General features: G+C 73.2%; 22 protein-coding genes. 12 read left to right on the forward strand and 10 right to left on the reverse strand.

Annotated features, from left to right (window positions below; genetic code table 11):
- Positions 1-14: 14 nt before the first annotated feature.
- Both ACF07V_RS19910 and ACF07V_RS19915 read right to left on the reverse strand, forming a co-directional pair.
- On the reverse strand, positions 15-809 hold the full coding sequence (locus ACF07V_RS19910) for a polysaccharide deacetylase family protein (protein ID WP_392155817.1): 795 nt from the start codon (positions 807-809) through the stop codon (positions 15-17).
- Positions 810-945: 136 nt separating this feature from the next.
- Positions 946-1,512 carry a type 1 glutamine amidotransferase domain-containing protein gene (locus ACF07V_RS19915; protein ID WP_392155819.1) on the reverse strand — a complete coding sequence of 189 codons (567 nt, stop codon included), beginning with the start codon at positions 1,510-1,512 and terminating at the stop codon, positions 946-948.
- A 204-nt stretch (positions 1,513-1,716) separates the two neighbouring features.
- Here ACF07V_RS19915 and ACF07V_RS19920 point away from each other — a divergent pair, with 204 nt between their 5' ends.
- Positions 1,717-1,872: a hydrophobic protein gene (locus ACF07V_RS19920; protein WP_392155821.1), complete on the forward strand. Its 156-nt coding sequence runs from the start codon at positions 1,717-1,719 to the stop codon at positions 1,870-1,872.
- Positions 1,873-1,965: 93 nt separating this feature from the next.
- Here the strand turns inward: ACF07V_RS19920 and ACF07V_RS19925 are convergent, their stop codons facing one another.
- Positions 1,966-2,307, reverse strand: coding sequence for a DUF3040 domain-containing protein (locus ACF07V_RS19925; RefSeq protein ID WP_392155823.1), 342 nt, complete (start codon positions 2,305-2,307; stop codon positions 1,966-1,968).
- A gap of 185 nt (positions 2,308-2,492) precedes the next feature.
- Here ACF07V_RS19925 and ACF07V_RS19930 point away from each other — a divergent pair, with 185 nt between their 5' ends.
- The 4 genes from ACF07V_RS19930 to ACF07V_RS19945 all read left to right on the forward strand — a co-directional run bounded on the left by ACF07V_RS19930 (position 2,493) and on the right by ACF07V_RS19945 (position 7,436).
- Positions 2,493-3,488: a SigB/SigF/SigG family RNA polymerase sigma factor gene (locus ACF07V_RS19930; RefSeq protein ID WP_392155825.1), complete on the forward strand. Its 996-nt coding sequence runs from the start codon at positions 2,493-2,495 to the stop codon at positions 3,486-3,488.
- A 5-nt stretch (positions 3,489-3,493) separates the two neighbouring features.
- Positions 3,494-3,883 (forward strand): STAS domain-containing protein, encoded by a 390-nt coding sequence (locus ACF07V_RS19935; RefSeq protein ID WP_392155826.1) that lies wholly within the window; start codon positions 3,494-3,496, stop codon positions 3,881-3,883.
- A 75-nt stretch (positions 3,884-3,958) separates the two neighbouring features.
- Positions 3,959-4,408 carry an ATP-binding protein gene (locus tag ACF07V_RS19940; protein ID WP_392155828.1) on the forward strand — a complete coding sequence of 150 codons (450 nt, stop codon included), beginning with the start codon at positions 3,959-3,961 and terminating at the stop codon, positions 4,406-4,408.
- 64 nt (positions 4,409-4,472) lie between these two features.
- Positions 4,473-7,436: a HAMP domain-containing protein gene (locus tag ACF07V_RS19945; protein WP_392155830.1), complete on the forward strand. Its 2,964-nt coding sequence runs from the start codon at positions 4,473-4,475 to the stop codon at positions 7,434-7,436.
- A 16-nt stretch (positions 7,437-7,452) separates the two neighbouring features.
- Here ACF07V_RS19945 and ACF07V_RS19950 read toward each other — a convergent pair whose 3' ends face one another.
- From ACF07V_RS19950 to ACF07V_RS19970, 5 genes are all read right to left on the reverse strand, one after another.
- Positions 7,453-9,783 (reverse strand): SpoIIE family protein phosphatase, encoded by a 2,331-nt coding sequence (locus ACF07V_RS19950; protein ID WP_392155832.1) that lies wholly within the window; start codon positions 9,781-9,783, stop codon positions 7,453-7,455.
- Positions 9,784-9,889: 106 nt separating this feature from the next.
- Entirely contained in the window at positions 9,890-10,819 is a 930-nt protein-coding gene (locus tag ACF07V_RS19955; RefSeq protein WP_392155834.1) for a Ku protein, read from the reverse strand.
- Positions 10,820-10,836: 17 nt separating this feature from the next.
- Positions 10,837-11,058, reverse strand: a complete 222-nt coding sequence (locus ACF07V_RS19960) for a hypothetical protein (RefSeq protein ID WP_392155836.1) — start codon at positions 11,056-11,058, stop codon at positions 10,837-10,839.
- A gap of 6 nt (positions 11,059-11,064) precedes the next feature.
- On the reverse strand, positions 11,065-11,316 hold the full coding sequence (locus tag ACF07V_RS19965; protein WP_392155838.1) for a DUF6213 family protein: 252 nt from the start codon (positions 11,314-11,316) through the stop codon (positions 11,065-11,067).
- Positions 11,317-11,363: 47 nt separating this feature from the next.
- Positions 11,364-11,840: a universal stress protein gene (locus ACF07V_RS19970; RefSeq protein ID WP_392155840.1), complete on the reverse strand. Its 477-nt coding sequence runs from the start codon at positions 11,838-11,840 to the stop codon at positions 11,364-11,366.
- Between the two features lie 190 nt (positions 11,841-12,030).
- On the opposite strand from ACF07V_RS19970, the gene ACF07V_RS19975 reads away from it, so the two are divergent.
- From ACF07V_RS19975 to ACF07V_RS20000, 6 genes are all read left to right on the forward strand, one after another.
- Positions 12,031-12,690 (forward strand): endonuclease, encoded by a 660-nt coding sequence (locus ACF07V_RS19975; RefSeq protein WP_392155842.1) that lies wholly within the window; start codon positions 12,031-12,033, stop codon positions 12,688-12,690.
- The gene (locus ACF07V_RS19980; protein WP_392155844.1) at positions 12,687-14,585 is read left to right on the forward strand and encodes a transketolase; all 1,899 of its coding nucleotides are present in this window, start codon (positions 12,687-12,689) and stop codon (positions 14,583-14,585) included. Before ACF07V_RS19975 ends, ACF07V_RS19980 begins: the two co-directional genes overlap by 4 nt.
- A 149-nt stretch (positions 14,586-14,734) precedes the next feature.
- A complete protein-coding gene (gene katG, locus ACF07V_RS19985) occupies positions 14,735-16,921 on the forward strand; it encodes a catalase/peroxidase HPI (protein WP_392155845.1) in 2,187 nt (728 codons plus the stop codon).
- Positions 16,922-17,038: 117 nt separating this feature from the next.
- On the forward strand, positions 17,039-17,857 hold the full coding sequence (locus ACF07V_RS19990; RefSeq protein ID WP_392155847.1) for an SDR family NAD(P)-dependent oxidoreductase: 819 nt from the start codon (positions 17,039-17,041) through the stop codon (positions 17,855-17,857).
- A gap of 116 nt (positions 17,858-17,973) precedes the next feature.
- A complete protein-coding gene (locus ACF07V_RS19995) occupies positions 17,974-18,507 on the forward strand; it encodes an EF-hand domain-containing protein (RefSeq protein WP_392155849.1) in 534 nt (177 codons plus the stop codon).
- 449 nt (positions 18,508-18,956) lie between these two features.
- Positions 18,957-20,189, forward strand: a complete 1,233-nt coding sequence (locus ACF07V_RS20000; RefSeq protein WP_392155850.1) for a serine hydrolase domain-containing protein — start codon at positions 18,957-18,959, stop codon at positions 20,187-20,189.
- A 22-nt stretch (positions 20,190-20,211) separates the two neighbouring features.
- On the opposite strand, the gene ACF07V_RS20005 is transcribed toward ACF07V_RS20000, so the two are convergent.
- Positions 20,212-20,775, reverse strand: coding sequence for a DUF3291 domain-containing protein (locus ACF07V_RS20005; RefSeq protein ID WP_392155852.1), 564 nt, complete (start codon positions 20,773-20,775; stop codon positions 20,212-20,214).
- Positions 20,776-20,807: 32 nt separating this feature from the next.
- The gene (locus ACF07V_RS20010) at positions 20,808-21,461 is read right to left on the reverse strand and encodes a helix-turn-helix transcriptional regulator (protein WP_392155854.1); all 654 of its coding nucleotides are present in this window, start codon (positions 21,459-21,461) and stop codon (positions 20,808-20,810) included.
- Between the two features lie 81 nt (positions 21,462-21,542).
- Here ACF07V_RS20010 and ACF07V_RS20015 point away from each other — a divergent pair, with 81 nt between their 5' ends.
- The gene (locus ACF07V_RS20015) at positions 21,543-22,202 is read left to right on the forward strand and encodes a TetR/AcrR family transcriptional regulator (protein ID WP_392155855.1); all 660 of its coding nucleotides are present in this window, start codon (positions 21,543-21,545) and stop codon (positions 22,200-22,202) included.
- The last annotated feature ends 9 nt before the right edge of the window (positions 22,203-22,211 follow it).

Here is a 22,211-nt window from a genome sequence, read left to right on the forward strand (position 1 = left end):
GCGGGCGGAGGGGGTCAGGGCCTGGTGCGGACGGGGAAGCTGAAGGAGTGTCCGTTCTCCTTGAGCCACGGGAGGACCTGCCGCAGGGCCTCGACGGTCTGGGCGCGGTCGCCGCCGCCGTCGTGGAAGAGGATCGTGGGCCCGTTGGACAGCTCGTTCTTGACGGTGTTCACGATCGAGGCGGTGCCCGGCTGCTCGAAGTCCTTGGTGTCCACGTTCCAGCCGAGCGGCCGCATCCCCGCGGCGGCGGCGAGCCGGCGGCTGTCCGGGGTGAACGCACCGCCGGGCGCCCGGTAGTACTCGACCTTCGCTCCCCCGGCTGCGTCCTCGATCATCTTCTTCGCGTCGAAGATCTCCTTCTTCTGATACGCGACGGACTTCTTGTCCATCGTCGTGTCGTGGGAGACCGTGTGGTCGCAGAGCCGGTGGCCCTCCGCGACGACCCGCTTGACGATCTCGGGGTGCTGCTGGGCCATCGGGCCGACCATGCAGAACACGGCCTTGACGTCGTTCTGCTTGAGGATGTCGAGCATCTGGGGCGTCCAGCGCGGGTCCGGGCCGTCGTCGATGGTGATGTTCACGGCCTTGCCCCCCGCCTCGGCGGCGTGCGCGATGCTCTCGGGCACCTTCTGCGGCCGCACCTGGGCCGGCTCCTTCGCCTTCCCGTCGGGCGACTGCGAGCTCGGCGCGCCCCCGATCTTCGCGGCGGCCTCGTTGTCCATCAACGCCGCGGCACCCCACACCGCCAGGCTCAGCCCCACTGCCGAAGCCACCACGGCTATGTGCGCGGTGTACTTGCCCTGCCCCATGGAATCCCCACTCCCCGTCGGTTCCGACCGTCTCCCTGGTGAGAGGACGGTACGAGGAGCTGGAAGGTTTCACCGAATCCCGACCAACTGGCGGGACGGGGGGACGGGGAACGGGGCGCGGTCCGCTGACCGCCGGTCAGCTTCCCGCGAGGGCGCGGACGATCGCCGCCGCGAAGGCGTCGAGGTCCCGCGGTCTGCGGGAGGTGATCAGGGGGTGGGGTCCCGAGGTGTCGACGACGACCTCGCGGTCCAGCCAGGTGCCTCCGGCGTTCTCCAGGTCGGCCCGGAGCGAGGGGTACGAGGTCAGTTCGCGGTCCCTGGCGAGCCCGCTGTCGACGAGGAGCCAGGGTCCGTGGCAGATGGCGGCCACCGGCTTGCCGGCCTCGGCGAAGGCCCCGACGAGGCGGCGCGCGTCGGCGTCGGTCCGCAGGCGGTCGGCGTTCAGGGTGCCGCCCGGAACGATCACGGCGTCGTACTCCTCCGGTCTCGCCTTCGCCAGGGTCGTGTCCGGCCGGACCTCGGCGCCGGGGCGCCGGTCCGAGACGAGGGTCCGTACGGCCTCGTCCTTCTGTGCGGCGACCGTGACCCGGGCTCCGTTCTCCCGCAGCACGGCCACCGGCTTCCGCAGCTCGTCCTGCTCCGTCCCGTAGTTCGTGGTGAGCACGAGGACGTGCTCTCCGTCGAGCTTTCCGTGGGGCGACACGATGCGCCCTCCTCTCCGGCGTCGCGGCCCCCCGCCACTAAAGCGCCTCACCCCGCACGGGCGCCTCAAACGTCGCGTTCCGTCCCGCCTCGGTGTCCGGCCGGGCGGCACGCATGTTCCCGGGGGAAGCGGGCAACCGCGCTGATACCGAGTTCCCGTGCCGACACCGACCGGCCGGGCCCCGCAGGCAGCGGAGGTGCCGCCATGGTTCCCCTTCTTCTCGTACTCCTGGTGATTCTGGTGCTGTTCGGCGCAGGATTCGCCCTCGACGTCCTCTGGTACATCGCCATCGCCATCCTGGTGCTGTGGCTGCTCGGCTTCGTGATGCGGAGCGGCAGCGGGCGCTGGTACCGCTGGTGAGCGCCGGGCCCGAACCGCACCTTCCGCCGCCCCGGACGCTGTCCGGGGCGGCGGTCTGCGGTCTCCGGGCCGGAAGGCCCGGAGACCGGTGGCTCACTCCTTCTTCCGGGCTTCCGCCGCCCGGCGCCGTGCCCAGCGGACGACCAGGATCAGCAGGGCGACCAGGGTCAGCACCCACACGGCGGCGAACGCCCAGATGAGCACCGGCGCCTCGGTGGCGACGGCGAGGACGAACAGGACCAGCGTCGTGGCGCCGAGCGAGGCGACACCGAAGGAGGAGAGGTGACGGCGGACGCCGGCGATCGAGGGCGCGTGCGGGCGCGGAACACGCCGCATCGTGCGCAGCCGGCGCGCGAGCGACTCGTCCCGGTCCAGTGCTTCCTCGATCTCCGCCAGAACGCGCCGCTCGTGTGCCGAGAGCCCGGCCTCGTCCATCGCGGACACCTCCTCCCGATCCCCGCGGCCGGCGCGAGCGCGCCGTCGCACTGCTGCTTCCCTGGGGAACCGTGTCAAACCACTCTAAGCCGGGCATCCTCACTTCAGGACGCTCGACCGACGGACCCCCGCCACCGCCCTCTCGGCAGCGACGCAGGCCCCTCGCCACCGTCGAAGGAGCCCTCATGTCCACCGCCGGAGACCGCTCCGACCTCTCCCCTTCCGCCACGACCGTCGCCCCCGGCCCGCGCCCCGGGAGCGGGGTGAGCCCCGCCGCCGGGGCCGCGACGCGCCGCCGGGCGCTGGACGGGCTACCCGAGCCGGCCCGGCCGACCGCCGTCTCCACGGACGACGCCCGGACCCTGTCCGTGGCACTGTTCGCACGGCTGCGCGCGCTGGACGAGGGGACGCCGGAGTACGCGTACGTCCGCAACACTCTGGTGGAGCTGAACCTCAGCCTGGTCAAGTTCGCGGCCCGCAGGTTCAGGAACCGGGCCGAGCCCGTCGAGGACATCGTCCAGGTCGGCACGATCGGCCTGATCAAGGCGATCAACCGCTTCGACCCCGAGCGCACGGTCGACTTCTCCGCGTTCGCCCTCCCGACGATCGTCGGCGAGATGAAGCGCTTCTTCCGGGACACCAGCTGGGCGGTACGCGTCCCCCGCCGGCTCCAGGAGCTCCGGATCGACCTCGCGAAGGCCGCCGACACCCTGGAGCAGAGCCTCGGCCGCCGCCCCCGGCGGGCGGAGCTCGCCGCGGAGCTGCACCTCACGGAGGAGGAGGTCGCCGAGGGCCAGCTCGCGTCCCACGGCTACGCGGCCCGGTCCCTGGACGCCCCCGCCGGCGACGAGGACTCCGCCCCCGGTCCGGGCGCACGTCACCTGGCCGACGCGGAACCCTCGTACGAACTGATCGAGTCGCTCACGGCGCTGCGGCCGCTGCTCGCCCGGCTCGACGACCGCGACCGGCGCATCCTGGAGCTCCGCTTCGGCGAGGAACTCACCCAGGCGGAGATAGGCGACCGGATCGGCCTCTCCCAGATGCACGTCTCGCGGCTGCTCACCCGCATCCTCGGCGACCTCAGGAAGGGCCTCCTCCAGGACGGCGCCCCCGGGCAGAACACCGGAGAGGGGCCTCCGGAGCCGCGGAGGTTCCCGGAGCGAGGCGCGAGGAGGCGGTGAGCACCATGGAGGCTGCGAGCCGGACCGAAACGGCGAGGGCCGCGCGGGCCGACCGTCTCCGCGTGGAGACCCGGCCCGGCCGGCGCCCCGGCGCCGTCGTCCTGACGCTCGACGGCGAACTCGACCACGACACGGCGGAACCCCTCCGGGACGCGCTGAAGAGGAACTCCGGGGCCGGCCGTCTCGTCGTGGACTGCTCGGGACTGCGGTTCTGCGACTCCACCGGGCTGAACCTGCTCCTCAGGACGCGGCTGCGGCTGACCGCCGCGGGCGGGCACGTGGACCTCGCCGGGCTGCGGCCACCGGTGGACCGCATCTTCGAGATCACCGGCGCCCTGAAGGTCTTCCGGGTGTACGAGGACGTCGACGCCGCGCTCGGCGCCCCGGAGGCGTGACGGGCACAGGCCGGCGGGTCTCCGGAAGACGCGCCCGGCACGGTTCGGAGACCCGGGGGTGGGAAGCCGCACTACGTGACCAGTCCGCGCATGCGGCCGACGACGGCTCGTACCCGCCGCTACGAGCTGACGGCCGACGACGGGGTGGTGCACGAGTGCCGTGAGCTCACGCGGCAGGCCCTGACCGACTGGTTCGGGGCCGCGGGCGATCCCGGGCAGACGGCCGCCGAGGACGCGCTGCTGCTGGTCTCGGAGGTCGTCACCAACGCCCTCACGCACGGAGGCGTCCCGTACGAACTGCGGCTCGACCGCTCCGACGGGCGGCTGTGGGTGGAGGTCAGCGACACGAGCGCGGTACGGCCCAGGCCCCACGGCCGGCACCACGCGGGCCGCCCCTCCGGGCACGGCCTGTACCTCCTCGGACGGCTCGCGGCCGCGTGGGGCTGCGTCCCCCGGGACCGCGGCAAGGCCGTCTGGTTCGAGGTGGAGGTGCCGGCCCGGGCCGGGGCCGTCGGACCGTCCTAGAGTGGAGTGGTGGAGCGGGGCCCGGCCCCGTACACCCGCCACGATCGCCCTGTGCGAGGTCCCCATGGCAGAGCGCAACCCCCCTTCCGACACGGCGGCGCCGCAGGCGGGCCTCGGGGAGGACGGCCTCCGGCGACTGCTCGCCGGTCTCACCGCCGTACGGGACGGCGATCTCTCGGTGCGGCTCCCCGACACCGGCGGCGGCATCTTCGGGGAGATCGCCGGGGTCTACAACGACATGGTCGGCCAGCTCTCGCTCGTCACCTCCGAGGTCACCCGCGTCGCCGGCGAGGTCGGCGGGCAGGGGCTGCTCGGCGGCCGGATCCGCGAGCCACGCGCGCGCGGGGTGTGGCGGGAGCTGACGTCCAACGTCAACACGATGGCCGACAACCTCACCTCCCAGGTGCGGTCCATCGCCCAGGTCGCCACGGCCGTCGCCGGCGGTGACCTCACACGGAAGATCCGGGTGGACGCCCGCGGCGAGATCCTGGAACTGAAGGAGACCATCAACACGATGGTCGACCGGCTGTCCTCCTTCGCCGAGGAGGTCACCCGCGTCGCCCGCGAGGTCGGCACGGAGGGCAAGCTCGGCGGCCAGGCCACCGTCCACGGGGTCTCCGGCACCTGGAAGGACCTCACGGACAACGTCAACTCCATGGCCGACAACCTCACCAACCAGGTGCGGAACATCGCCCAGGTCACCACCGCCGTCGCACAGGGCGATCTGACCAGCCGGATCGACGTCTCGGCGCGCGGCGAGATCCTCGAACTGAAGACCACCATCAACACGATGGTCGACCAGCTGTCCTCCTTCGCCGCCGAGGTCACCCGCGTCGCCCGCGAGGTCGGCACGGAGGGCAAGCTGGGCGGCCAGGCCGAGGTCGAGGGCGTCTCCGGCACCTGGAAGCGGCTCACCGAGAACGTCAACGAACTCGCCGGGAACCTGACCCGCCAGGTCCGCGCCATCGCCGAGGTCACCAGCGCCGTCGCCGAGGGCGATCTGACCCGCTCGATCACGGTCGACGCGCCCGGCGAGGTCAGGGACCTGCGCGACAACATCAACTCGATGGTCGAGTCGCTGCGCGCCACGACCCGGGCGAACGAGGAACAGGACTGGCTGCAGACCAACCTCGCCCGGATCACGGGCCTCCTGCAGGGCACCCGGAGCCTGCCCGAGATCGCCGAACTGATCATGGCGGAGGTGCCGCCGCTGGTCGCCGCCCAGTACGGCGCCTTCTTCCTCACCGAGGAGGGAGAGAAGGGCGTCGAGCTCGTCATGACCGCCTCGTACGGGTCCCCCGACGCCCCGGACGCCGAGCCCCGCAGGTTCCGCCTCGGCCAGTCCCTGATCGGGCAGTCCGCCCGCGACCGGCGCACCCTCCTCGTCGAGCACGTCCCCGACGGGTACGCCACCATCGCCTCCGGGGTGGGCTCCGGCGAGCCGAGCATGCTGATCGTCCTGCCGGTCGTGGTCGAGGAACAGGTCCTCGGCGCCGTCGAGTTCGCCTCCCTCCAGCCCTTCACCCCGCTGCGGCGGGAGTTCCTCGACCGCTTCGTCGTCAGCGTGGGCGCCGTCCTCAGCTCCCTGGTCGCCAACCTCCGTACGGACGAACTCCTCGGGCAGTACCGGAAGCTCGCCGACGAACTCCGTTCCCGGTCGAAGGAGTTGCAGACCGGACAGCAGGAACTGCGGCACTCCAACGCCGAGCTGCAGGAGAAGGCGGCGCTCCTCGCCCAGCGCAACAAGGACATCGAGTCCAAGAACCGGGTCATCGAGCAGGCGCGCCAGGAGCTTGAGGAGCGGGCCCAGCAGCTGTCCCGCACCTCCAAGTACAAGTCCGAGTTCCTCGCCAACATGAGCCACGAGCTGCGGACCCCGCTCAACAGCCTGCTGATCCTGGCCCGGTTGCTCACCCAGAACGCCGAGGGGAACCTGACGCAGAAGCAGATCGACTACGCCGAGGTCATCCACTCCGCCGGCTCCGACCTCCTCCAGCTGATCAACGACATCCTCGACCTGTCGAAGGTCGAGTCCGGCAAGATGGAGGTCCGCCACGAGCTCTTCCCGCTGCGCCAGCTGATGGAGTACCTGGAGGCCACCTTCGGTCCGGTCGCCGACGAACGGCACCTCGACTTCACCGTCACGCTCGCCGACGGCGTACCCGAGGAACTGCGCGGCGACGAGGCACGCATCCGTCAGATCCTGCGCAACCTGCTGTCCAACGCGCTGAAGTTCACCGACGAGGGCCGGGTGACGCTCACCGTCGAGTACGCGACCCCCGAGGAGGCTCCCCCCGCCCTGGGCGCCGCGGGACAGGTCCTCGCCTTCCGGGTCACCGACACCGGCGTCGGCATCCCCGCCGAGCAGCTGCACCACGTCTTCGAGGCCTTCCAGCAGGGCGACGGCACGGTCGCCCGCCGGTACGGGGGCACCGGCCTCGGTCTCTCCATCAGCCGGGAGGTGGCCGGACTGCTCGGCGGCACGATCCAGGCACAGAGCGTGCCCGGCGGCGGCAGCACCTTCACGCTCTATCTGCCCGCGCCGCGGGCCGCGGAGGCCCCGGCGCCCGGTGCGGGCCCCGCCGACGCGGCCCTGCCGGACCTCGGCTCCTCCCCCGCCGGCCTGCCCGGCACGGCCACCGGTCCGGACGGGATGGCGGGCCGGACCGTGCTGGTCGTGGACGACGACGCCCGCAACGTCTTCGCGCTCACCGAGGTGCTGGAAGGGCACGGGCTGCGTGTCCTCACGGCCGAAGGCGGCCGGGCCGGTCTGGACCTCCTCGCCGCGCACGAGGAGATCGCGCTCGTGCTGATGGACGTCATGATGGCCGGGATGGACGGCTACACGGCCATCCAGGCCATCCGAGAGCTGCCGGGCCGCAGGGGCCTCCCCGTCATCGCGGTCACCGCGAAGGCGATGCCCGGCGACCGGGCCGACGCCCTGGAGGCGGGCGCCGACGACTACGTCGCCAAGCCGGTCGACGAGGCCGAACTGACCGCCAAGATCCGCGCCTGGCTGGCGGGTTGATCCCGGCTCCGGAGCTTCAGCCGTCCGGGGGCCGGCCCCGCACCCGTACGGCGACGAGACTGGTGTCGTCGTCGGTGTCCCCGGCCGCCCTGCCGAGCAGCTCGTCGACGAGCGTGTCCGGCGCGTGGCCCGCGAGCCGCTCCGCCTCGGCGGCGAGCCGCGCCACGCCCTCGTCGAGGCCGTCGTGGCGGCGCTCGATCAGCCCGTCGGTGTACAGCAGCAGGGTGTCCCCGGGGCGCAGCCCGATCCGCTGCTCGTGGTAGACGTACGACGCCACGGCCCCGAGCAGGACGTCCTGGGGCGGTTCGAGGAGCCTCGCCCGACCGTCCCTGACCAGCAGCATGGGCAGGTGCCCGGCGCTCGACCAGAGCAGGCCGCCGTCCCCGGGGTCGTACAGCGCGCAGACGGCGGTCGCGGTGGTGCCGCCTCCGGTGCGCAGGGTCACGTCGTTGAGCCACTCCATGAGCCGCCGGGGCGAGTGGCCGGTGAAGGCGAGCGCCCGCTGGGCGTTGCGGAGGGCGACCATGCCCGTGACGGAGTCGATGCCGTGTCCGGCGATGTCGCCGACGGCGACGAGGATCTTGCCGCTCGGCAGCGCGAGCACGTCGTACCAGTCGCCGCCGACCCGGTACTCCTCGGCGGCGGGCCGGTAGCGGGCGGCCACCACGAGGTTCCCGGGCATCTCCTGGAGCCCGGGCACCTCGGGCACGATCGCCTGCTGGAGCTGGAGCGCCATCTGGTGGCGCAGCTCCGCCTGGTCGTGGAGCGCGGTGAGGTGGTCGAAGGTCGCGGTCAGCGCGGCCTCGGTCCTGCGGCTGTCCGACACGTCCTGGTACACCCCGGCGAAGCCGGTGACGGTCCCCTCCGCGATGAGCGGCTCGGCCGCGACGCGCACATGCCGCACGGTCCCGTCGGGGAGCACGACCCGCAGGAAGGTCTGCCCGCCCGTCTGCCGTTCGGTCAGGTTCGTCAGCAGTTCGTCGAGGGGTTCCCGGTCGTCCGGCCGGATGCGCTCGCGCAGCTCCGCGAGCGGGACCGGCGCCTCGCCGGGGTCCACGCCGAAGATGGCGTACGCCTCGCCCGACCACAGCGTGTCGCCGCCGGTCAGGCTGTCCTGGAAGGGGGCCACGCTCTGCAGCCGGGCGACCGCCCGGGCCGCGGCGAGGCCGGTGTCGCCCACGGTGTGCCAGAGCAGCAGGGCGCGCTCGCCGCCGGCCGGCAGGACGCGTACGTCGAGGAGGGGCGGGGGTTCTCCCGGGCCGGCCGCCACCGGGAGCCGGGCGGCCCGCTGGGTGCGCCCCGTGCCGAGGGCGCGGCGCGCCATGCGGGCCAGGTCGGCGTGGACGAGGGGGAAGGCGTGGGCGAGGGAGGATTCGCCCGCGACGGAGGCGCCGCCGAGCGCGCCGGCCGCTTCCTCGTTGAGGTGCCGCACGGCGGGCGCCCCCGGCCTGCTCCGGGTGCCCTGGGCGCCTTGGACGTCCCGCAGGTCGAGCAGCATCGCCGGTTGGGCGAGGGCGTCGAGGACGTCCACGAGGACGGGGGCGGCGGCCGGTGCCGGGTCGGCGGTGTCCAGGACCGTGCCCGCCACCTCCATGAGGCCGGTGAGGGCGCGCCGTACCGCCCCGTCGAGGGCCGTGGGCTCCGGCCAGCCGACGAGCGCGAGACCGATCGTCCGGTCGCGTCGGTGCAGCGGGAGCAGGGCGCGGGCCGCGTGCGCCGTGGGTCCCGGCAGCGGCTCGCCGACGGGCGGCCCCGTCTCCAGCCAGACCGGTGTGTCCTCGTCGAGTACGGCACGGAAGGGTCCCGGGGCGGCGGGGGGTATCCACTGCCAGGCCGCCGCCTCGGCGGCGCCCACTCCCGCGTACCCGGCGAGCCGCAGACAGTCGAGGTCGGCGCGTCTCCACAGCCAGAGGCTGTCCGCGCCGAGCGGGGCGAGGCCTTCTTCCAGGAGGGTGCGGGCCGCCTCGCGGACCGTGTCCGCGGTCTCCGCCGCCGCGGCCGCGCGGCGGGCCCGGCGGCGCTCGGCGGGACGCACCGCGGTGGGACCGTCGCCGCCCGGGGGGAGGCTCTCCGGGGGAACCACGGTGTCCCCGGCGGCCGCGTTCACGATGTCCGCGGCGAGATCCTCGACCGACAGGCCGGTCGCCTGTGCGAGGGCGTCGAGGTACTCGGCCGCTTCGGACGGCGGCAGCCGCAGCTGCGCGGAGAGCGCTCCGGTGGCGAGGTCGAGCAGATGGCGTCGGGCGAGCCGGTCGCGCAGCCACCGGTTCTCGGCGGCGAGCGGGGCGTGTCCGGGATCGGCCCGGGCGCCGGGCGGCGCCCCGGTGGATCGTGGAGAACCTGTCAAGACGACCTCCGATCCGCCTCCGCGCGGGCGAACGGAGCGCGCGTTCGGATCCGCTCCGGATTTTACTCGCCGGGCGGGCCGCCGGGCCGCTCGTGGCCGGGCGGGCTCAGGCCACGAGGGCCTCGATGAGCTCGTCGCGCGTCATGGCGGAGCGGCCCCGTATCCCGGCGTCCGCGGCCCTCTCGTACAGCTCGGACTTCGTGAGGGCGCCGAGGTCGCGGTCCTCCTCCGGCTCGGGCTCCGGCTCGCTCCCGGATCCGCCGCGCGCATGCTTCACGCTGGCGCGCAGGGCCTCCATGAGGTCGATGACGTTGGTGGCCTCGGCGGGCGGTTCGGCCTTCTCCACGGTCTCGCCGGCCTGCTTCGCCCCGATCAGCGCGGCGACCTTCTCCTGGAAGGAGTCGTGGTAGTCCTCGGGGTCCCAGTCGATCGCCATGGCCTCGATGAGCTGCTCGGCCGTCTTCCGTTCCTTCTCCGAGGTCTTCGGCCTGCCGGGGAGGTTGTCGATCTCCCCGGCGGGGTCGCGGATCTCGTCGGCCCAGTGGAGGGTGTGGCAGGTCAGCAGCCCGTTCTCGGCCTTCACCGCGACGAGGTACTCGCGCTGCCGCATGACGAACGTGGCGATGCCGGCCCGGTTCGCCCGCGAGAGGGTCTGTTCGAGCAGGCGGTAGATCTTGCCGTGCTCCTTGTCGACCGGGCCGAGGTAGTACGTCTTGTCGAAGAAGATCGGGTCGACCTCGTCGAGGTCGACGAACCCGCTGATCTCCAGCGTCTTCGAGCGGCCGGGCGCGATGTCGTCGAGCTCGCTGGGTTCGACGAGGACGTATTCGTCCCCGGCGTCGAAGCCCTTGACGATGTCGTCGAGGTCGACCTCCTCGCCCGTGCGCTCGTTCACCCGGCGGTTGCGGACGCGGTCCGAGGTACCGCGCTGGAGCTGGTGGAAGCGGACGGAGTGCCGGTCCGTGGCCGTGTAGAGCCCGACCGGCAGGCTGACCAGACCGAACGCCAGATTTCCCCTCCACACCGGCCGTGCCATGGCCCTCACCGTTCCGTTCAGTCGGCCGGTTCGTCCGGCACGGGGTGCTCGGGGTGGATCGTGCCGTCACGGGGACGTCCCCTGGGGCCCGTGCCCGCCTCGTCGGTGTCCGGGACCTCCGGGTCACCGGCCCCCTCGGGAAGGGGAACGGACAGCGGGTCGCCCGCTGCGGCCTGCTCGTCCTCGCGGTCCCGGGGCAGCGGCTCGTCGGGACGGCGTGGGCTCTGCTGCTCGCTCATTTCCGATCACTTTCCTTCCGGCGCGCCGCTCCCGCTGTCCTCCCCGTCGCTGAGCGGCAGGAGGGCGATGCACTCGGCGTCGATCCTGTCCGCGACCTCCGTGAGGGAGAGGACCAGGGCCTCGACGGTCTCCGGTTCGAGGCCCGAATCGCGGTCGTCGGCGGAGTCGAGCCAGCGTGACGCGAGCCGCCGCAGCAGCAGGGTCACCTCGTCGGCGGGGAGCAGGAGAGGACCTCCCGGTACATGCACGAGGGACATCGACGCGTTCATGGGATCCGACCTCCGGGGTACGGGACGGGGGACCGTCAGGGGGTGTCCGTCGCCCCGGCGGCCTCCGCGGAGGCCGCCGCGCGGACGATGACCACCGGACAGGCCGCGTGCACGGCGCACTGCTGGCTGACCGAGCCGAGGAGCAGGCTCGAGAACCCGCCCCGTCCACGGCTGCCGACGACGAGCAGGTCGGCGCCGGCGGACGCCTCGATGAGCACCTTGGCGGGACTGCCCCGGACCACGTGCTGCTCCATCGGCGGCATGTCGCCGCTGCGGGAGAGCACCGCGCCGAGCTCCTCGGACAGCGCCTTCCGGGCCTGCTCCTCGTCGAAGGCGGCGTCGACGGGGGGCGCGGACCGTCCCGTCGCCCCGGGCACGTCGTAGACCCCCACCACGTCCAGGGTCGCTCCGGTCTGCCGCGCCTGCCGGATCGCCCACCGCAGCGCCGCGTACGACGAGGGGGAGCCGTCGACGCCCACGACCACATGGGGGCTGCCGTCGCTGACGTTCATGATCGTGCCCCTTCTCACGCTCCCGAACGGGCCCGGGGAGCCGGACGGAGCCGGGGCCCCGGCCTCTCCTCCCCACCGACTACCCGGCGCCGCGTGCCGTACGCGTGCGTCCCGGATCGCTCGGGTAGTCGCGGGCCGAGGAGGGGTGGACGCTGGTCGAAGAGGGCCGGGCCGACCGAGGAGGGTTCCGATGGACACCGACCGGGCGATCGCGCGGCTGCTGCGCGAGCACGGACGGACCTTCGCCGACGAGGCCGGGATCACCCTGCGGGACGAGCCCGCGCCGCTGTACCAGCTGCTGGTCCTCACGGTCCTCTGCTCGATACGGATCAGGGCCTCGACCGCCACCGCCGCCGCCCGCGAACTGTTCGCCGCCGGGCTGCGCACCCCCCGCGCCATGGCGGACTCCACCTGGCAGGCGCGCGTGGAGGCGCTCGGCCGGGCGCACTACGTCCGGTACGACGAGAGCACGGCCACCGCCCTGGGCGAGGGCGCGACGCTGGTCCTCGACCGTTACCACGGCGACCTGCGACGCCTCCGCGAGGAGGCCTCCGGCGATCCGGGGAAGCTCCGCGCCCTGCTGCGGGAGGTGCCCAGGATCGGCCCGGTGGGCGCCGGGATCTTCTGCCGCGAGGCGCAGGCCGTCTGGCCGGAGCTGCGCCCGTACTTCGACGAACGCGCCCTCACCACCGCCGCAGGCCTCGCCCTGCCCCACACCCCGGCGGGCCTCGCCCGCCACGTACCGCCGAAGGACCTGGCCCGCCTGGCGGCCGCTCTCGTCCGCGCCGGTCTTTCGGGGCCGTCGGTGAACGGGGACGGGAAGGGCCGACCGGAAAGGACCCCGTCATGACCGCACCTCCCCTCACCCCCACCACGCTCGGCCCCCGGAGCGATCTCTCCCAGGTCTTCGAACTCGCGCAGCAGCTGCGGGTGGACTCGGTGCGCGCCAGTACGGCGGTGGGGTCCGGGCACCCCACCTCCAGCCTGTCCGCGGCCGATCTGATGGCGGTCCTGATGGCCCGCCACCTCCACTACGACTGGGAGGCTCCCCACGACCCGGACGGCGACCACCTGGTCTTCTCGAAGGGGCACGCCTCGCCCCTGCTGTACGCCATGTTCAAGGCCGCCGGGGCGATCGGCGACGACGAGCTGATGACGACGTACCGCCGTGCCGGCCACCGCCTCCAGGGCCATCCCACCCCCGAGCTGCCCTGGGTGGACGTGGCCACCGGCTCCCTCGGCCAGGGCATCGGCTACGCCGTCGGGATCGCGCTCGCGGTCCGTGACCTGGAGCGGCGGCCCTGCCGGGTGTGGGTGCTGTGCGGCGACAGCGAGACGGCCGAGGGGTCGGTGTGGGAGGCCCTCGACAAGGCCGGGCACCACCGGCTCGGCAACCTCACCGTCCTGCTCGACGTGAACCGCCTCGGGCAGAGCGGTCCCACGGAGCTGGAGTGGGACACCGAGGCCTACGCGCGCCGCGTCGAGGCGTTCGGCTGCCGGGCGATCGTGGTCGACGGCCACGACCTCGAAGCGATCGACCTGGCGCTCACGACGGCCGCCGACGGACGGGAGCCCACGGTCGTCGTCGCGAGGACCGTCAAGGGCCGTGGTGTGACGGAGGTCGCCGACAAGGAGGGCTGGCACGGCAAGGCGCTGCCCGAGGACCTGGCGGCCCGGGCCGTCGCCGAACTCGGCGGCGTACGGAACCTGCGGGTGCGCGGCCCCCGTCCGTCCGGAGAACAGCGCGCGCGCCCCGGCGACCGACAGGCCGGCCCGGTCGAGCTGCCCCGCTACGAGGTCGGCGACGAGGTCGCCACCCGGGTCGCCTTCGGTGCCGCCCTGGCCGCCCTGGGGGCCCGGCCCGAGATCGTCGCCCTGGACGCCGAGGTCGGCAATTCGACCCACGCCGACGAGTTCGGCAAGGCCCATCCGGAGCGGTACTTCCAGACGTACATCGCCGAGCAGCAGATGATCGCGGACGCGGTCGGCATGGCGGTGCGCGGCTTCCATCCGTACGCCACGACCTTCGCCGCCTTCCTCACGCGCGCGCACGACTTCATCCGGATGGCCGCCGTCTCGCGGATCACGATGGCCCTGTGCGGGACGCACTGCGGGGTCGAGATCGGCGCGGACGGCCCCTCGCAGATGGGCCTGGAGGACCTCGCGATGATGCGGGCGGTCCTCGGCTCCACCGTGCTGTATCCCTCCGACGCCACGTCCGCGGCCGCCCTGACGGCAGCCATGGCCGACCGCCGCGGGATCTCGTACCTGCGCGCCACCCGCGGGGCCTACCCCGTCCTCTACGACAGTGACGAGACGTTCCCCGTCGGCGGTTCGAAGACCCTGCGCCAGAGCCCGGACGACCGGGTCACGCTCGTCGGCGCCGGGGTCACCCTGCACGAGTGCCTGGCGGCCGCCGAGGAGCTGGCCGACGAGGGCGTACGGGCCCGGGTCGTCGATCTGTACTCGGTCAAACCCGTCGACGGGGGCACCCTGGCGCGCGCGGCCCGGGAGACCGGCGCCGTCCTCGTCGTCGAGGACCACCATCCCGAGGGCGGGCTGGGCGAGGCCGTCCTGTCGGCCCTCGCGGCAGACGCCGGGCGGCCCGCCTTCCCCCATCTCAGCTTCGGCCACCTCGCGGTCACGGAGCTGCCCGGCTCCGGCACCACCGACGAACTCCTCGACGCGTGCGGCATCTCCCGTGCCCACATCGTCCGGGCCGCCCGGGCGCTCGTCGCGCGGTAGGCGCGCGTCGGGCCGCCGGTCGGAAAGTCCTTCTTCCGATCATTCCCGCAGGTTTGCCGGGCCCTGCGTGTTATCGCCTCCGCGCAGTCCGCCGTACGCGAGCATGACGGACGCCGAAACCGTCACAGATGAGCGGAAGAAGGACCCACGTGCCCGGCAGCGACAGCGAGAACCCTGCGATCGCCTCCCCCACCCCGACCGAGACCCGGCCCAAGACCAACACGGACTGGTGGCCGAACCAGCTGGACCTCCAGGTCCTCCATCAGCAGTCGCCCCTCTCCGATCCGATGGGCGAGGAGTTCGACTACGCGAAGGAGTTCGCGGGCCTGGACGTCGACGCGCTGAAGCGCGACGTCTTCGCCGTGATGACGGACTCCCAGGAGTGGTGGCCCGCCGACTACGGCCACTACGGGCCCCTGTTCATCCGGATGAGCTGGCACGCCGCCGGGACGTACCGCATCGCGGACGGCCGGGGCGGCGGCGGCCGCGGCGCCCAGCGCTTCGCCCCGCTCAACAGCTGGCCGGACAACGCGAGCCTCGACAAGGCGCGCCGGCTGCTGTGGCCGGTCAAGCAGAAGTACGGGCGGAAGATCTCCTGGGCCGACCTCCTGGTCTTCGCCGGCAACTGCGCCATGGAGTCCATGGGGTTCAAGACCTTCGGGTTCGGCTTCGGGCGCCCCGACATCTGGGAGCCCGAGGAGATCTACTGGGGCCCCGAGGACACCTGGCTCGGGGACGAACGCTACAGCGGCGACCGGCAGCTCACGGGCCCCTTCGGCGCCGTGCAGATGGGCCTGATCTACGTCAATCCGGAGGGCCCCAACGGCAACCCGGATCCGATCGCCGCCGCCCGGGACATCCGCGAGACGTTCGGGCGCATGGCGATGAACGACGAGGAGACCGTCGCGCTCATCGTCGGCGGCCACACTTTCGGCAAGTGTCACGGCGCGGTCGATCCGGAGTACATCGGCCCGGAGCCCGAGGCCGCCCCCATGGAGCAGCAGGCCCTCGGCTGGCGGAACGCGTACGGCACCGGCAAGGGCGTCGACACGCTCACCAGCGGACTCGAAGGGGCGTGGACCAACGAGCCGACGAAGTGGGACAACGGCTACCTCGACAACCTGTTCCGGTACGAGTGGGAGCTGACCACCAGCCCCGCCGGCGCCCACCAGTGGACGCCCAAGGACGCGTCCGCGAAGGACACCGTGCCCGACGCGCACGACCCGTCGAAGCGGCACGCCCCGATGATGCTCACGACGGACCTCTCGCTGCGGCTCGACCCGGTCTACGCACCGATCGCGAAGCGCTTCCACGAGAACCCGGACCAGCTCGCGGACGCGTTCGCCAGGGCCTGGTACAAACTGCTGCACCGCGACATGGGCCCCCTCTCGCGCTACCTCGGCCCGTGGATCCCCGAGCCGCAGCTCTGGCAGGATCCCGTCCCCGCGGTCGACCACCCGCTCGTCGGCGAGGCGGACGTCACGGCCCTCAAGGCCCGGATCCTCGACTCGGGGCTCTCCCTCTCCCAGCTGGTCACCACCGCCTGGGCGTCGGCCGCGAGCTTCCGCGGCACCGACAAGCGCGGCGGCGCCAACGGCGCGCGGATCCGGCTCGCCCCGCAGAAGGACTGGGAGGTCAACGACCTGCCCGAGGTGGCGGGGACGGTCGAGGCCCTCGGGCGGATCCGCGAGGACTTCAACGGCTCGGGCGGCGGGACGAAGATCTCGCTCGCCGACCTGATCGTGCTCGGCGGGTGCGCGGCCGTCGAGCGGGCCGCGAAGAACGCCGGACACGACCTCACGGTCCCCTTCACGCCGGGGCGCACGGACGCCTCGCAGGAGCAGACCGACGTCGAGTCCTTCGCGGTGCTCGAACCGCGGGCGGACGGCTTCCGCAACTACCTCCGGGCGGGAGAGAAGCTGTCGCCGGAGACCCTCCTGCTCGACCGCGCCAGCCTGCTGACGCTGACCGCGCCCGAGATGACGGCGCTCGTCGGCGGCATGCGGGTCCTCGGCACCGGGTTCGGGCGGACGGCGCACGGGGCCTTCACCGACCGGCCGGAGTCGCTCACCAACGACTTCTTCACCGGGCTCCTCGACATGGGCACGGAGTGGAAGGCGTCGACGTCCGACGAGAACGTCTTCGAGGGCCGCGACCGCGCCACGGGCGAGGTGCGGTGGACCGCCACCCCCGTCGACCTCGTCTTCGGCTCGCACTCCCAGCTGCGGGCCCTCGCCGAGGTGTACGCGTCGGCCGACGCCGGGGAGAAGTTCGCGCGGGACTTCGTGGCCGCGTGGGACAAGGTGATGAACCTCGACCGGTTCGACCTGCGCTGAGCGGGGCGAGGGGCCGGCCGGCCCGGCCGGCCCCTCGGGCTCCGTAGCCTGGTGGTGTCGACACCAGGTGTGGCACACACTGCCGGTGGACCGCCGGGTGGTGCCAGCGTGGTCACCATGACCCACCCCACCACCCTCATCACCGGCGTCACCCACGGCATGGGGCGCGCGCTCGCCCTCGACCTGGCGCCCCGCGGCGGCACCCTCCTGCTCCACGGCCGGAAGGCCGAACGCCTCGAAGCCGTGGCCGCCGAGGCCCGGGCCGCCGGCCCCGGCACCACGGTCCGCACCTATCTCGCCGACCTCTCCGACCTCGACCAGGTGCGGGCGATGGCCGCCCGGATCCGGGCGGCCGAGCCGCACCTCGACGGCCTGATACACAACGCGGTGGCCGGCGGCGGATCGCGGCCCCTCGTCCGGGAGCTGAGCGTCCAGGGCCATGAACTCCGCTTCGCGGTCAACCACTTGGCGCCGTACGCGCTCACCCGCGCCCTGCTGCCGCTACTCACCGCCTCGGCTCCGGCGCGGGTCGTCAACGTCGCCTCCATCGGACAGGAGGCCGTCGACTTCGACGACGTGATGATGGAGCGCGAGTACGAGGGCCTGCGGGCCTACTGCCGGAGCAAGCTGGCCATGATCATGTCGACCTTCGAGCTGGGCGCCGAGCTGGAGGGCACCGGCGTCACGGTGAACACCCTGCACCCGGCCCACCTGATGGACACGCCCGCCGTCCGCGCCTACGGGTTCACCCCCGTCACCACCACCGAGGAGGGCGTCCGCCCCACCGTACGACTCCTCCTCGACCCGGAACTGGCCACCGTCACGGGGCGCTACTTCGACCGGTTCACCGAGGCGAGGGCCCACGAGCAGGCGTACGACACCGGGGCGCGCGAGCGTCTCATGAAGCTGACGGACGAACTCGTCGGACGGGGGTGACCGGCAGGGGCGGCCGCGGCAACTCCGCTGCCGGCGCCTGGCGGGTCGTCCGCGTGCGAAGGGCTCCACCGTCGATCATGGGCGGGTACGTCCCCCTCTGCGAAGGAAGATCCGACATGCCGCTCCCCCAGGCCGAGCCACAGGCGGCCCCGGCCGACCTCACCACCCCGAAGGCCCGTATCTACGCGATGCTGGACACGGACGGTGACGGAGTCGCCTCGAAGCACGACTACTTCGTCCGCATCGAACGGGCCCAGCGGGCCACCGGCCGCGCCGACGACGACCCCCTGGTCGTGGCCGCGCGTGCCACGGGCGAACGCGCCTGGGCCGCGATGGACGCCAACGGCGACGGCGTGATGACCTATCAGGAGTACATCTCCTGGGTGGACGCGGAGAAGTTCGACACCATCTGCCAGTACGCCCTCGGCGCCCTGTTCGACCTCGCCGACGCGGACGAGGACGGCGCCCTGGACCGGTCGGAGTTCACCCTGCTGCGCGAGGCCCTCGGCAACCGGGCCGACAACGCCGGCTCGGCCTTCGACGCGCTGGACGCCGACGGGGACGGACGCGTCGGCCGCGCGGAGTACCTCGCGTCGATCCGCGCGTACGTCACGGGCGACGGATCGCCCATGGGTGACGCCCTGTACTGACCGCCGGAACCGGCCCTGCGGGCCGACGCGCGAAGCCCCTCGGCATCCGGGACCCGTTCCCGCCGGGGGGCTTCTCCCGTCTCCGGCCGGACGGCGGGGCCGTGCGGCGCCGTCACCCCTTGGACCGCGTATCGCGCCGCGCCGGACGCCGCACCGCAGACTCACTCTCAGTGACATCCACCTGCCGAAGCCGAAGGAAGAAGAGCCTTGCCACTTCGCGCCCGTCGCCGACGCCGACTCGATGCCGCCCGCGCGTCGGCGACGCCGGCCCGGTGCCGCCCGCGTGACGTCCTCGGCCCGATGTCGTCGCGCGCGTCGGCGACGCCGGCCCGGTGCCGCCCGCGTGACGTCCTCGGCCCGATGTCGTCGCGCGGGCCTGACGGGTGATGTTCGCGCGGTTCGACGGCGCCTCCGTCGTCGTACCGGCACCACCGGCCAATACTCCGGCCATGACACCACCCCGTTCCCTGCCCCGGTCGCGCCGCGCCGCGGCCACCGCCCTCGCCGCGCTCCTCGCCCTCGGTGCCCCCGCCACGGCGGCCGCCGGCCCGGCGGGCGACCCCGGTCGCCACCGCCCCTGCGTCGCCTCCCGGCTGCCCGGCCACGGCCCGGCCCGCGACATCCTGCGGATCGCCGAGCAGGCCAAGGCGGACATGGGCCTCAAGTCCGTGATCCTGCGGGTCACCGTCGACGGCCGCGAGGTCGTCACCACCGCGCTCGGCGAATCGATGACGGGGGTACCGGCGACGCCCGCCATGCACTTCCGGAACGGCAACATCGCGATCGCCTACATGGGTACGGCCCTGCTGCGCCTGGTCGACCAGGGCAGGGTCGGGCTCGACGACCCCGTCGCCCGCTGGCTGCCCGGCCTCAAGGACGGCGACCGGATCACCCTGCGCATGCTGGCCGCGTCCACCACCGGTCTCGTCGACTACGTGAGGCTCCCCGCGTTCCAGCAGGCCGTCGTCGCGGACCCCTTCCGCCACTGGACGGCCGACGAGCTCGTGCGGCTCTCGACGAGCAAGGAGCGGTGGTACGAGCCGGGCACCAACTGGAGCTACTCGCACGCCAACTTCGTCCTGCTCGGCGCCGCCCTGGAGAAGATCACCGGCACCCGGCTCGACGTCCTGCTCCAGCGGCAGGTCCTGGGCCCGCTCGGACTGCGCGAGACCCGCAACGGCTTCACCCCCGACATCCCGGAACCCGCCCTGCACGCCTTCACCTCGGACCGGGGGACGTACGAGGAGTCCAGCTTCTGGAACCCCTCGTGGACCACCGCCCCCGGCGCGGTCGAGACCACCGACATCTGCGACCTGGCGAGCTCGGCCGCCGGCATCGGCTCGGGCCGGCTGCTCTCCCCGGCCTCCTACCGGGAGCTGCTGAACCCGGGGACCGTCGGCCTCGGCCACGCCACCCGCAAGTGCCCGGAGACGATCTGCATCGCGCAGACCGAGGCCACCCACTACGGTCTCGGCCTGCTCGTGCTCGGCGACTGGGTGTCCCAGCACCCGCTGTTCTTCGGCTACTCGGCGTCCCAGGCGTATCTGCCGTCGGAGCGGCTCTCCATCGCGGTCTCGACCACGAACGGCCCCGACGCCGCGGCCGGCCACACGGCGCACGTGATCGCCCAGCGGATCGCCGCCGCCCTGGCCCCGGCGCACCCGATCCCCGACTTCGGCTGACCGGCGTCGCGGGCGGTCCGCCTCACACCGCCGCCGAGTCCCCGTCCGGCGCGTGCCCGGGAGCCACCTCGGCCGCGGTGGCCTCGGCGGCGCCGGCCTCGGCGGCGCCGGCCTCGGCCGCGGTGACCTCGGCCGCGGTGTAGGAGGAGGCGAAGGTGAAGGCGCGCGGGGAGGGTCCGTGCGCCCGGAGCTCCGCCAGTCGCTCCACGGCCTCGCTGACCGTCGGGGTGTGCCCGGCGGGGACCCACCAGAGCACGAGGTGCGCCTCGACGTGCCGGTGGAACCAGTCACGGCGCTTGCGCATGACCTCCAGGTGCCCGCTGCGGTAGGCGAAGTCCCACAGGGCCTCCTGGCTCTCCCACACGGACAGGTTGACGATGACGTCGTCGCCCAGCGGTCGCAGCCCGGTGGCGTCGCCCTCCCCGTCCTCCACGAGCCGCCACACGAAGCCGGGCGTCCCGTCGGCGGCGGCGTTGACCGGGTCGAGCATCTCGACGAACGGCGCCACGCGCGGGTCGTCGAGGGGGTACCGGAGCGTGGCGACGTTGAGCTGGGCGAGGTGGGCGGGATGCGTGGATGCGGTCATGGCCTCATCCCAGCACGCGCGCGTTTTCTATGTCAATCAACATTGTTTTTAGAAACCTCGACCACCACGCAGCACTCCCCTGGCCGCGGGTCCATGCGCGCGCGTACGGGCCCCTCCGCACCCAGCAGCCCTTCGAGCAGGGCCAGGTTCATGCCGCAGACGAGCGGCGGAAAGCTCTCGGCGACGGCATGGAAGGGGCAGTTGCGCATCCGGACGGCATCACCTTCGACGAACGGCTCGTAGCCCCGGGCCGCCAGCACGCCCATGGCCTCGTCGAGGCCGCCACAGGGTCCCGCCGCACCCCGCAGGGCCTCACCCCTGCGGCGCGCGGCCGCGCAGAGACCGGCGTCGAGCCCGGCCTCCTCGGCGGCCTCGGCGAGCAGCTCGGCCGCCGTGCGGTAGTCGCGGGCGGGCAGCGACACCGCGCGCTCGCCCGGCGCCCGCGTGTACACCTTGGCGGGACGGCCCGCCCCCGGCCCCGAGCGCCCCGAGAGCCGGCGGCTGCCGCTCTCCAGGAGGCCGGCCCCGGTCAGCTTGTCCAGATGGTGCGCGGCGAGCGTGCGCGCCACCCCGACGGCCTCGGCGGCCTCGTTGCGGCCGACTTCACGGCCCTGTGCCACCACGTACTCGTACAGGCGGCGCCGTACAGGATCCTGCAGCACCGCGATCGCGTCGATGTCCTCCACGCGCCCATTCTAGGAACAACGCGGATTGGCGATAGAAGGGGCTGCTGCTACGTTCGGACGTCCGACGACCGGGAGCGTGTGGTGACGGAGACGAAGAAGCCGCGGCCGGATGCGCAGCCGCGACTGCGGAGGCAGCCGCAGCAGGCGCGCAGCCGGGCCCGGGTCGAGGCGATCCTCGGCGCGGCCGACCGGCTCCTGTCCCAGGAGGGGTACGAGGCGCTGACGATGCGGCGGATCGCCGAGGACGCGGGCGTGCCGGTCGGCAGCATCTACCAGTTCTATCCCGACAAGGGCGCCGTGGTGGACGCGCTCGGCCGGCGGTATCTGGAGGCGTTCGCGTCCGCCATCGACGAGCTGGTCGAGCGGGCCGTCGAGGGGGAACTGACCGACCTGGTCGGCACGATGGTCGACGTCTACAGCGAGCTGTTCCGGTCCCAGCCGGGCGGCATGGCGCTGTGGGCCGGGCGGCACCTCAGCCCCGAGCTCGCCCGGGCCGACGAGGCGAGCAACGCGCTCATCGCGGAGGGCCTGCGGCGCATCGTGGAGCACCTGACCGGCGTCCCAGGGGGCGAGCGGGCGCGGCGGGCGACACGGATGGTGGTGTGGGCCGCCAACGCCGTGCTGCACGAGGTGTTCAAGGGCGAGGGCGAGCCGGATCTGGAGACCGTGGACGAGCTCAAGCGGATGCTGAACTGCTACTGGGAGGACCTGAGCGGCCGGCTGACCGCGGAGGAGGGGTGATTGCGGCCC

The organism is Streptomyces sp. NPDC015661 (assembly GCF_043077765.1).
GTDB lineage: Bacteria > Actinomycetota > Actinomycetes > Streptomycetales > Streptomycetaceae > Streptomyces.

Coding starts and splice junctions, on each gene's coding strand:
- ACF07V_RS20000 (WP_392155850.1), top strand. CDS start 18,957: ATGACACCACCCCGTTCCCTGCCCCGGTCGCGCCGCGCCGCGGCCACC.
- ACF07V_RS19990 (WP_392155847.1), top strand. CDS start 17,039: ATGACCCACCCCACCACCCTCATCACCGGCGTCACCCACGGCATGGGG.
- ACF07V_RS19910 (WP_392155817.1), bottom strand. CDS start 809: ATGGGGCAGGGCAAGTACACCGCGCACATAGCCGTGGTGGCTTCGGCA.
- ACF07V_RS19960 (WP_392155836.1), bottom strand. CDS start 11,058: ATGAGCGAGCAGCAGAGCCCACGCCGTCCCGACGAGCCGCTGCCCCGG.
- ACF07V_RS19970 (WP_392155840.1), bottom strand. CDS start 11,840: ATGAACGTCAGCGACGGCAGCCCCCATGTGGTCGTGGGCGTCGACGGC.
- ACF07V_RS19980 (WP_392155844.1), top strand. CDS start 12,687: ATGACCGCACCTCCCCTCACCCCCACCACGCTCGGCCCCCGGAGCGAT.
- ACF07V_RS19965 (WP_392155838.1), bottom strand. CDS start 11,316: ATGTCCCTCGTGCATGTACCGGGAGGTCCTCTCCTGCTCCCCGCCGAC.
- ACF07V_RS19955 (WP_392155834.1), bottom strand. CDS start 10,819: ATGGCACGGCCGGTGTGGAGGGGAAATCTGGCGTTCGGTCTGGTCAGC.
- ACF07V_RS19935 (WP_392155826.1), top strand. CDS start 3,494: ATGGAGGCTGCGAGCCGGACCGAAACGGCGAGGGCCGCGCGGGCCGAC.
- ACF07V_RS19925 (WP_392155823.1), bottom strand. CDS start 2,307: ATGGACGAGGCCGGGCTCTCGGCACACGAGCGGCGCGTTCTGGCGGAG.
- ACF07V_RS19975 (WP_392155842.1), top strand. CDS start 12,031: ATGGACACCGACCGGGCGATCGCGCGGCTGCTGCGCGAGCACGGACGG.
- ACF07V_RS19930 (WP_392155825.1), top strand. CDS start 2,493: ATGTCCACCGCCGGAGACCGCTCCGACCTCTCCCCTTCCGCCACGACC.
- ACF07V_RS20005 (WP_392155852.1), bottom strand. CDS start 20,775: ATGACCGCATCCACGCATCCCGCCCACCTCGCCCAGCTCAACGTCGCC.
- ACF07V_RS19995 (WP_392155849.1), top strand. CDS start 17,974: ATGCCGCTCCCCCAGGCCGAGCCACAGGCGGCCCCGGCCGACCTCACC.
- ACF07V_RS19920 (WP_392155821.1), top strand. CDS start 1,717: ATGGTTCCCCTTCTTCTCGTACTCCTGGTGATTCTGGTGCTGTTCGGC.
- ACF07V_RS19945 (WP_392155830.1), top strand. CDS start 4,473: ATGGCAGAGCGCAACCCCCCTTCCGACACGGCGGCGCCGCAGGCGGGC.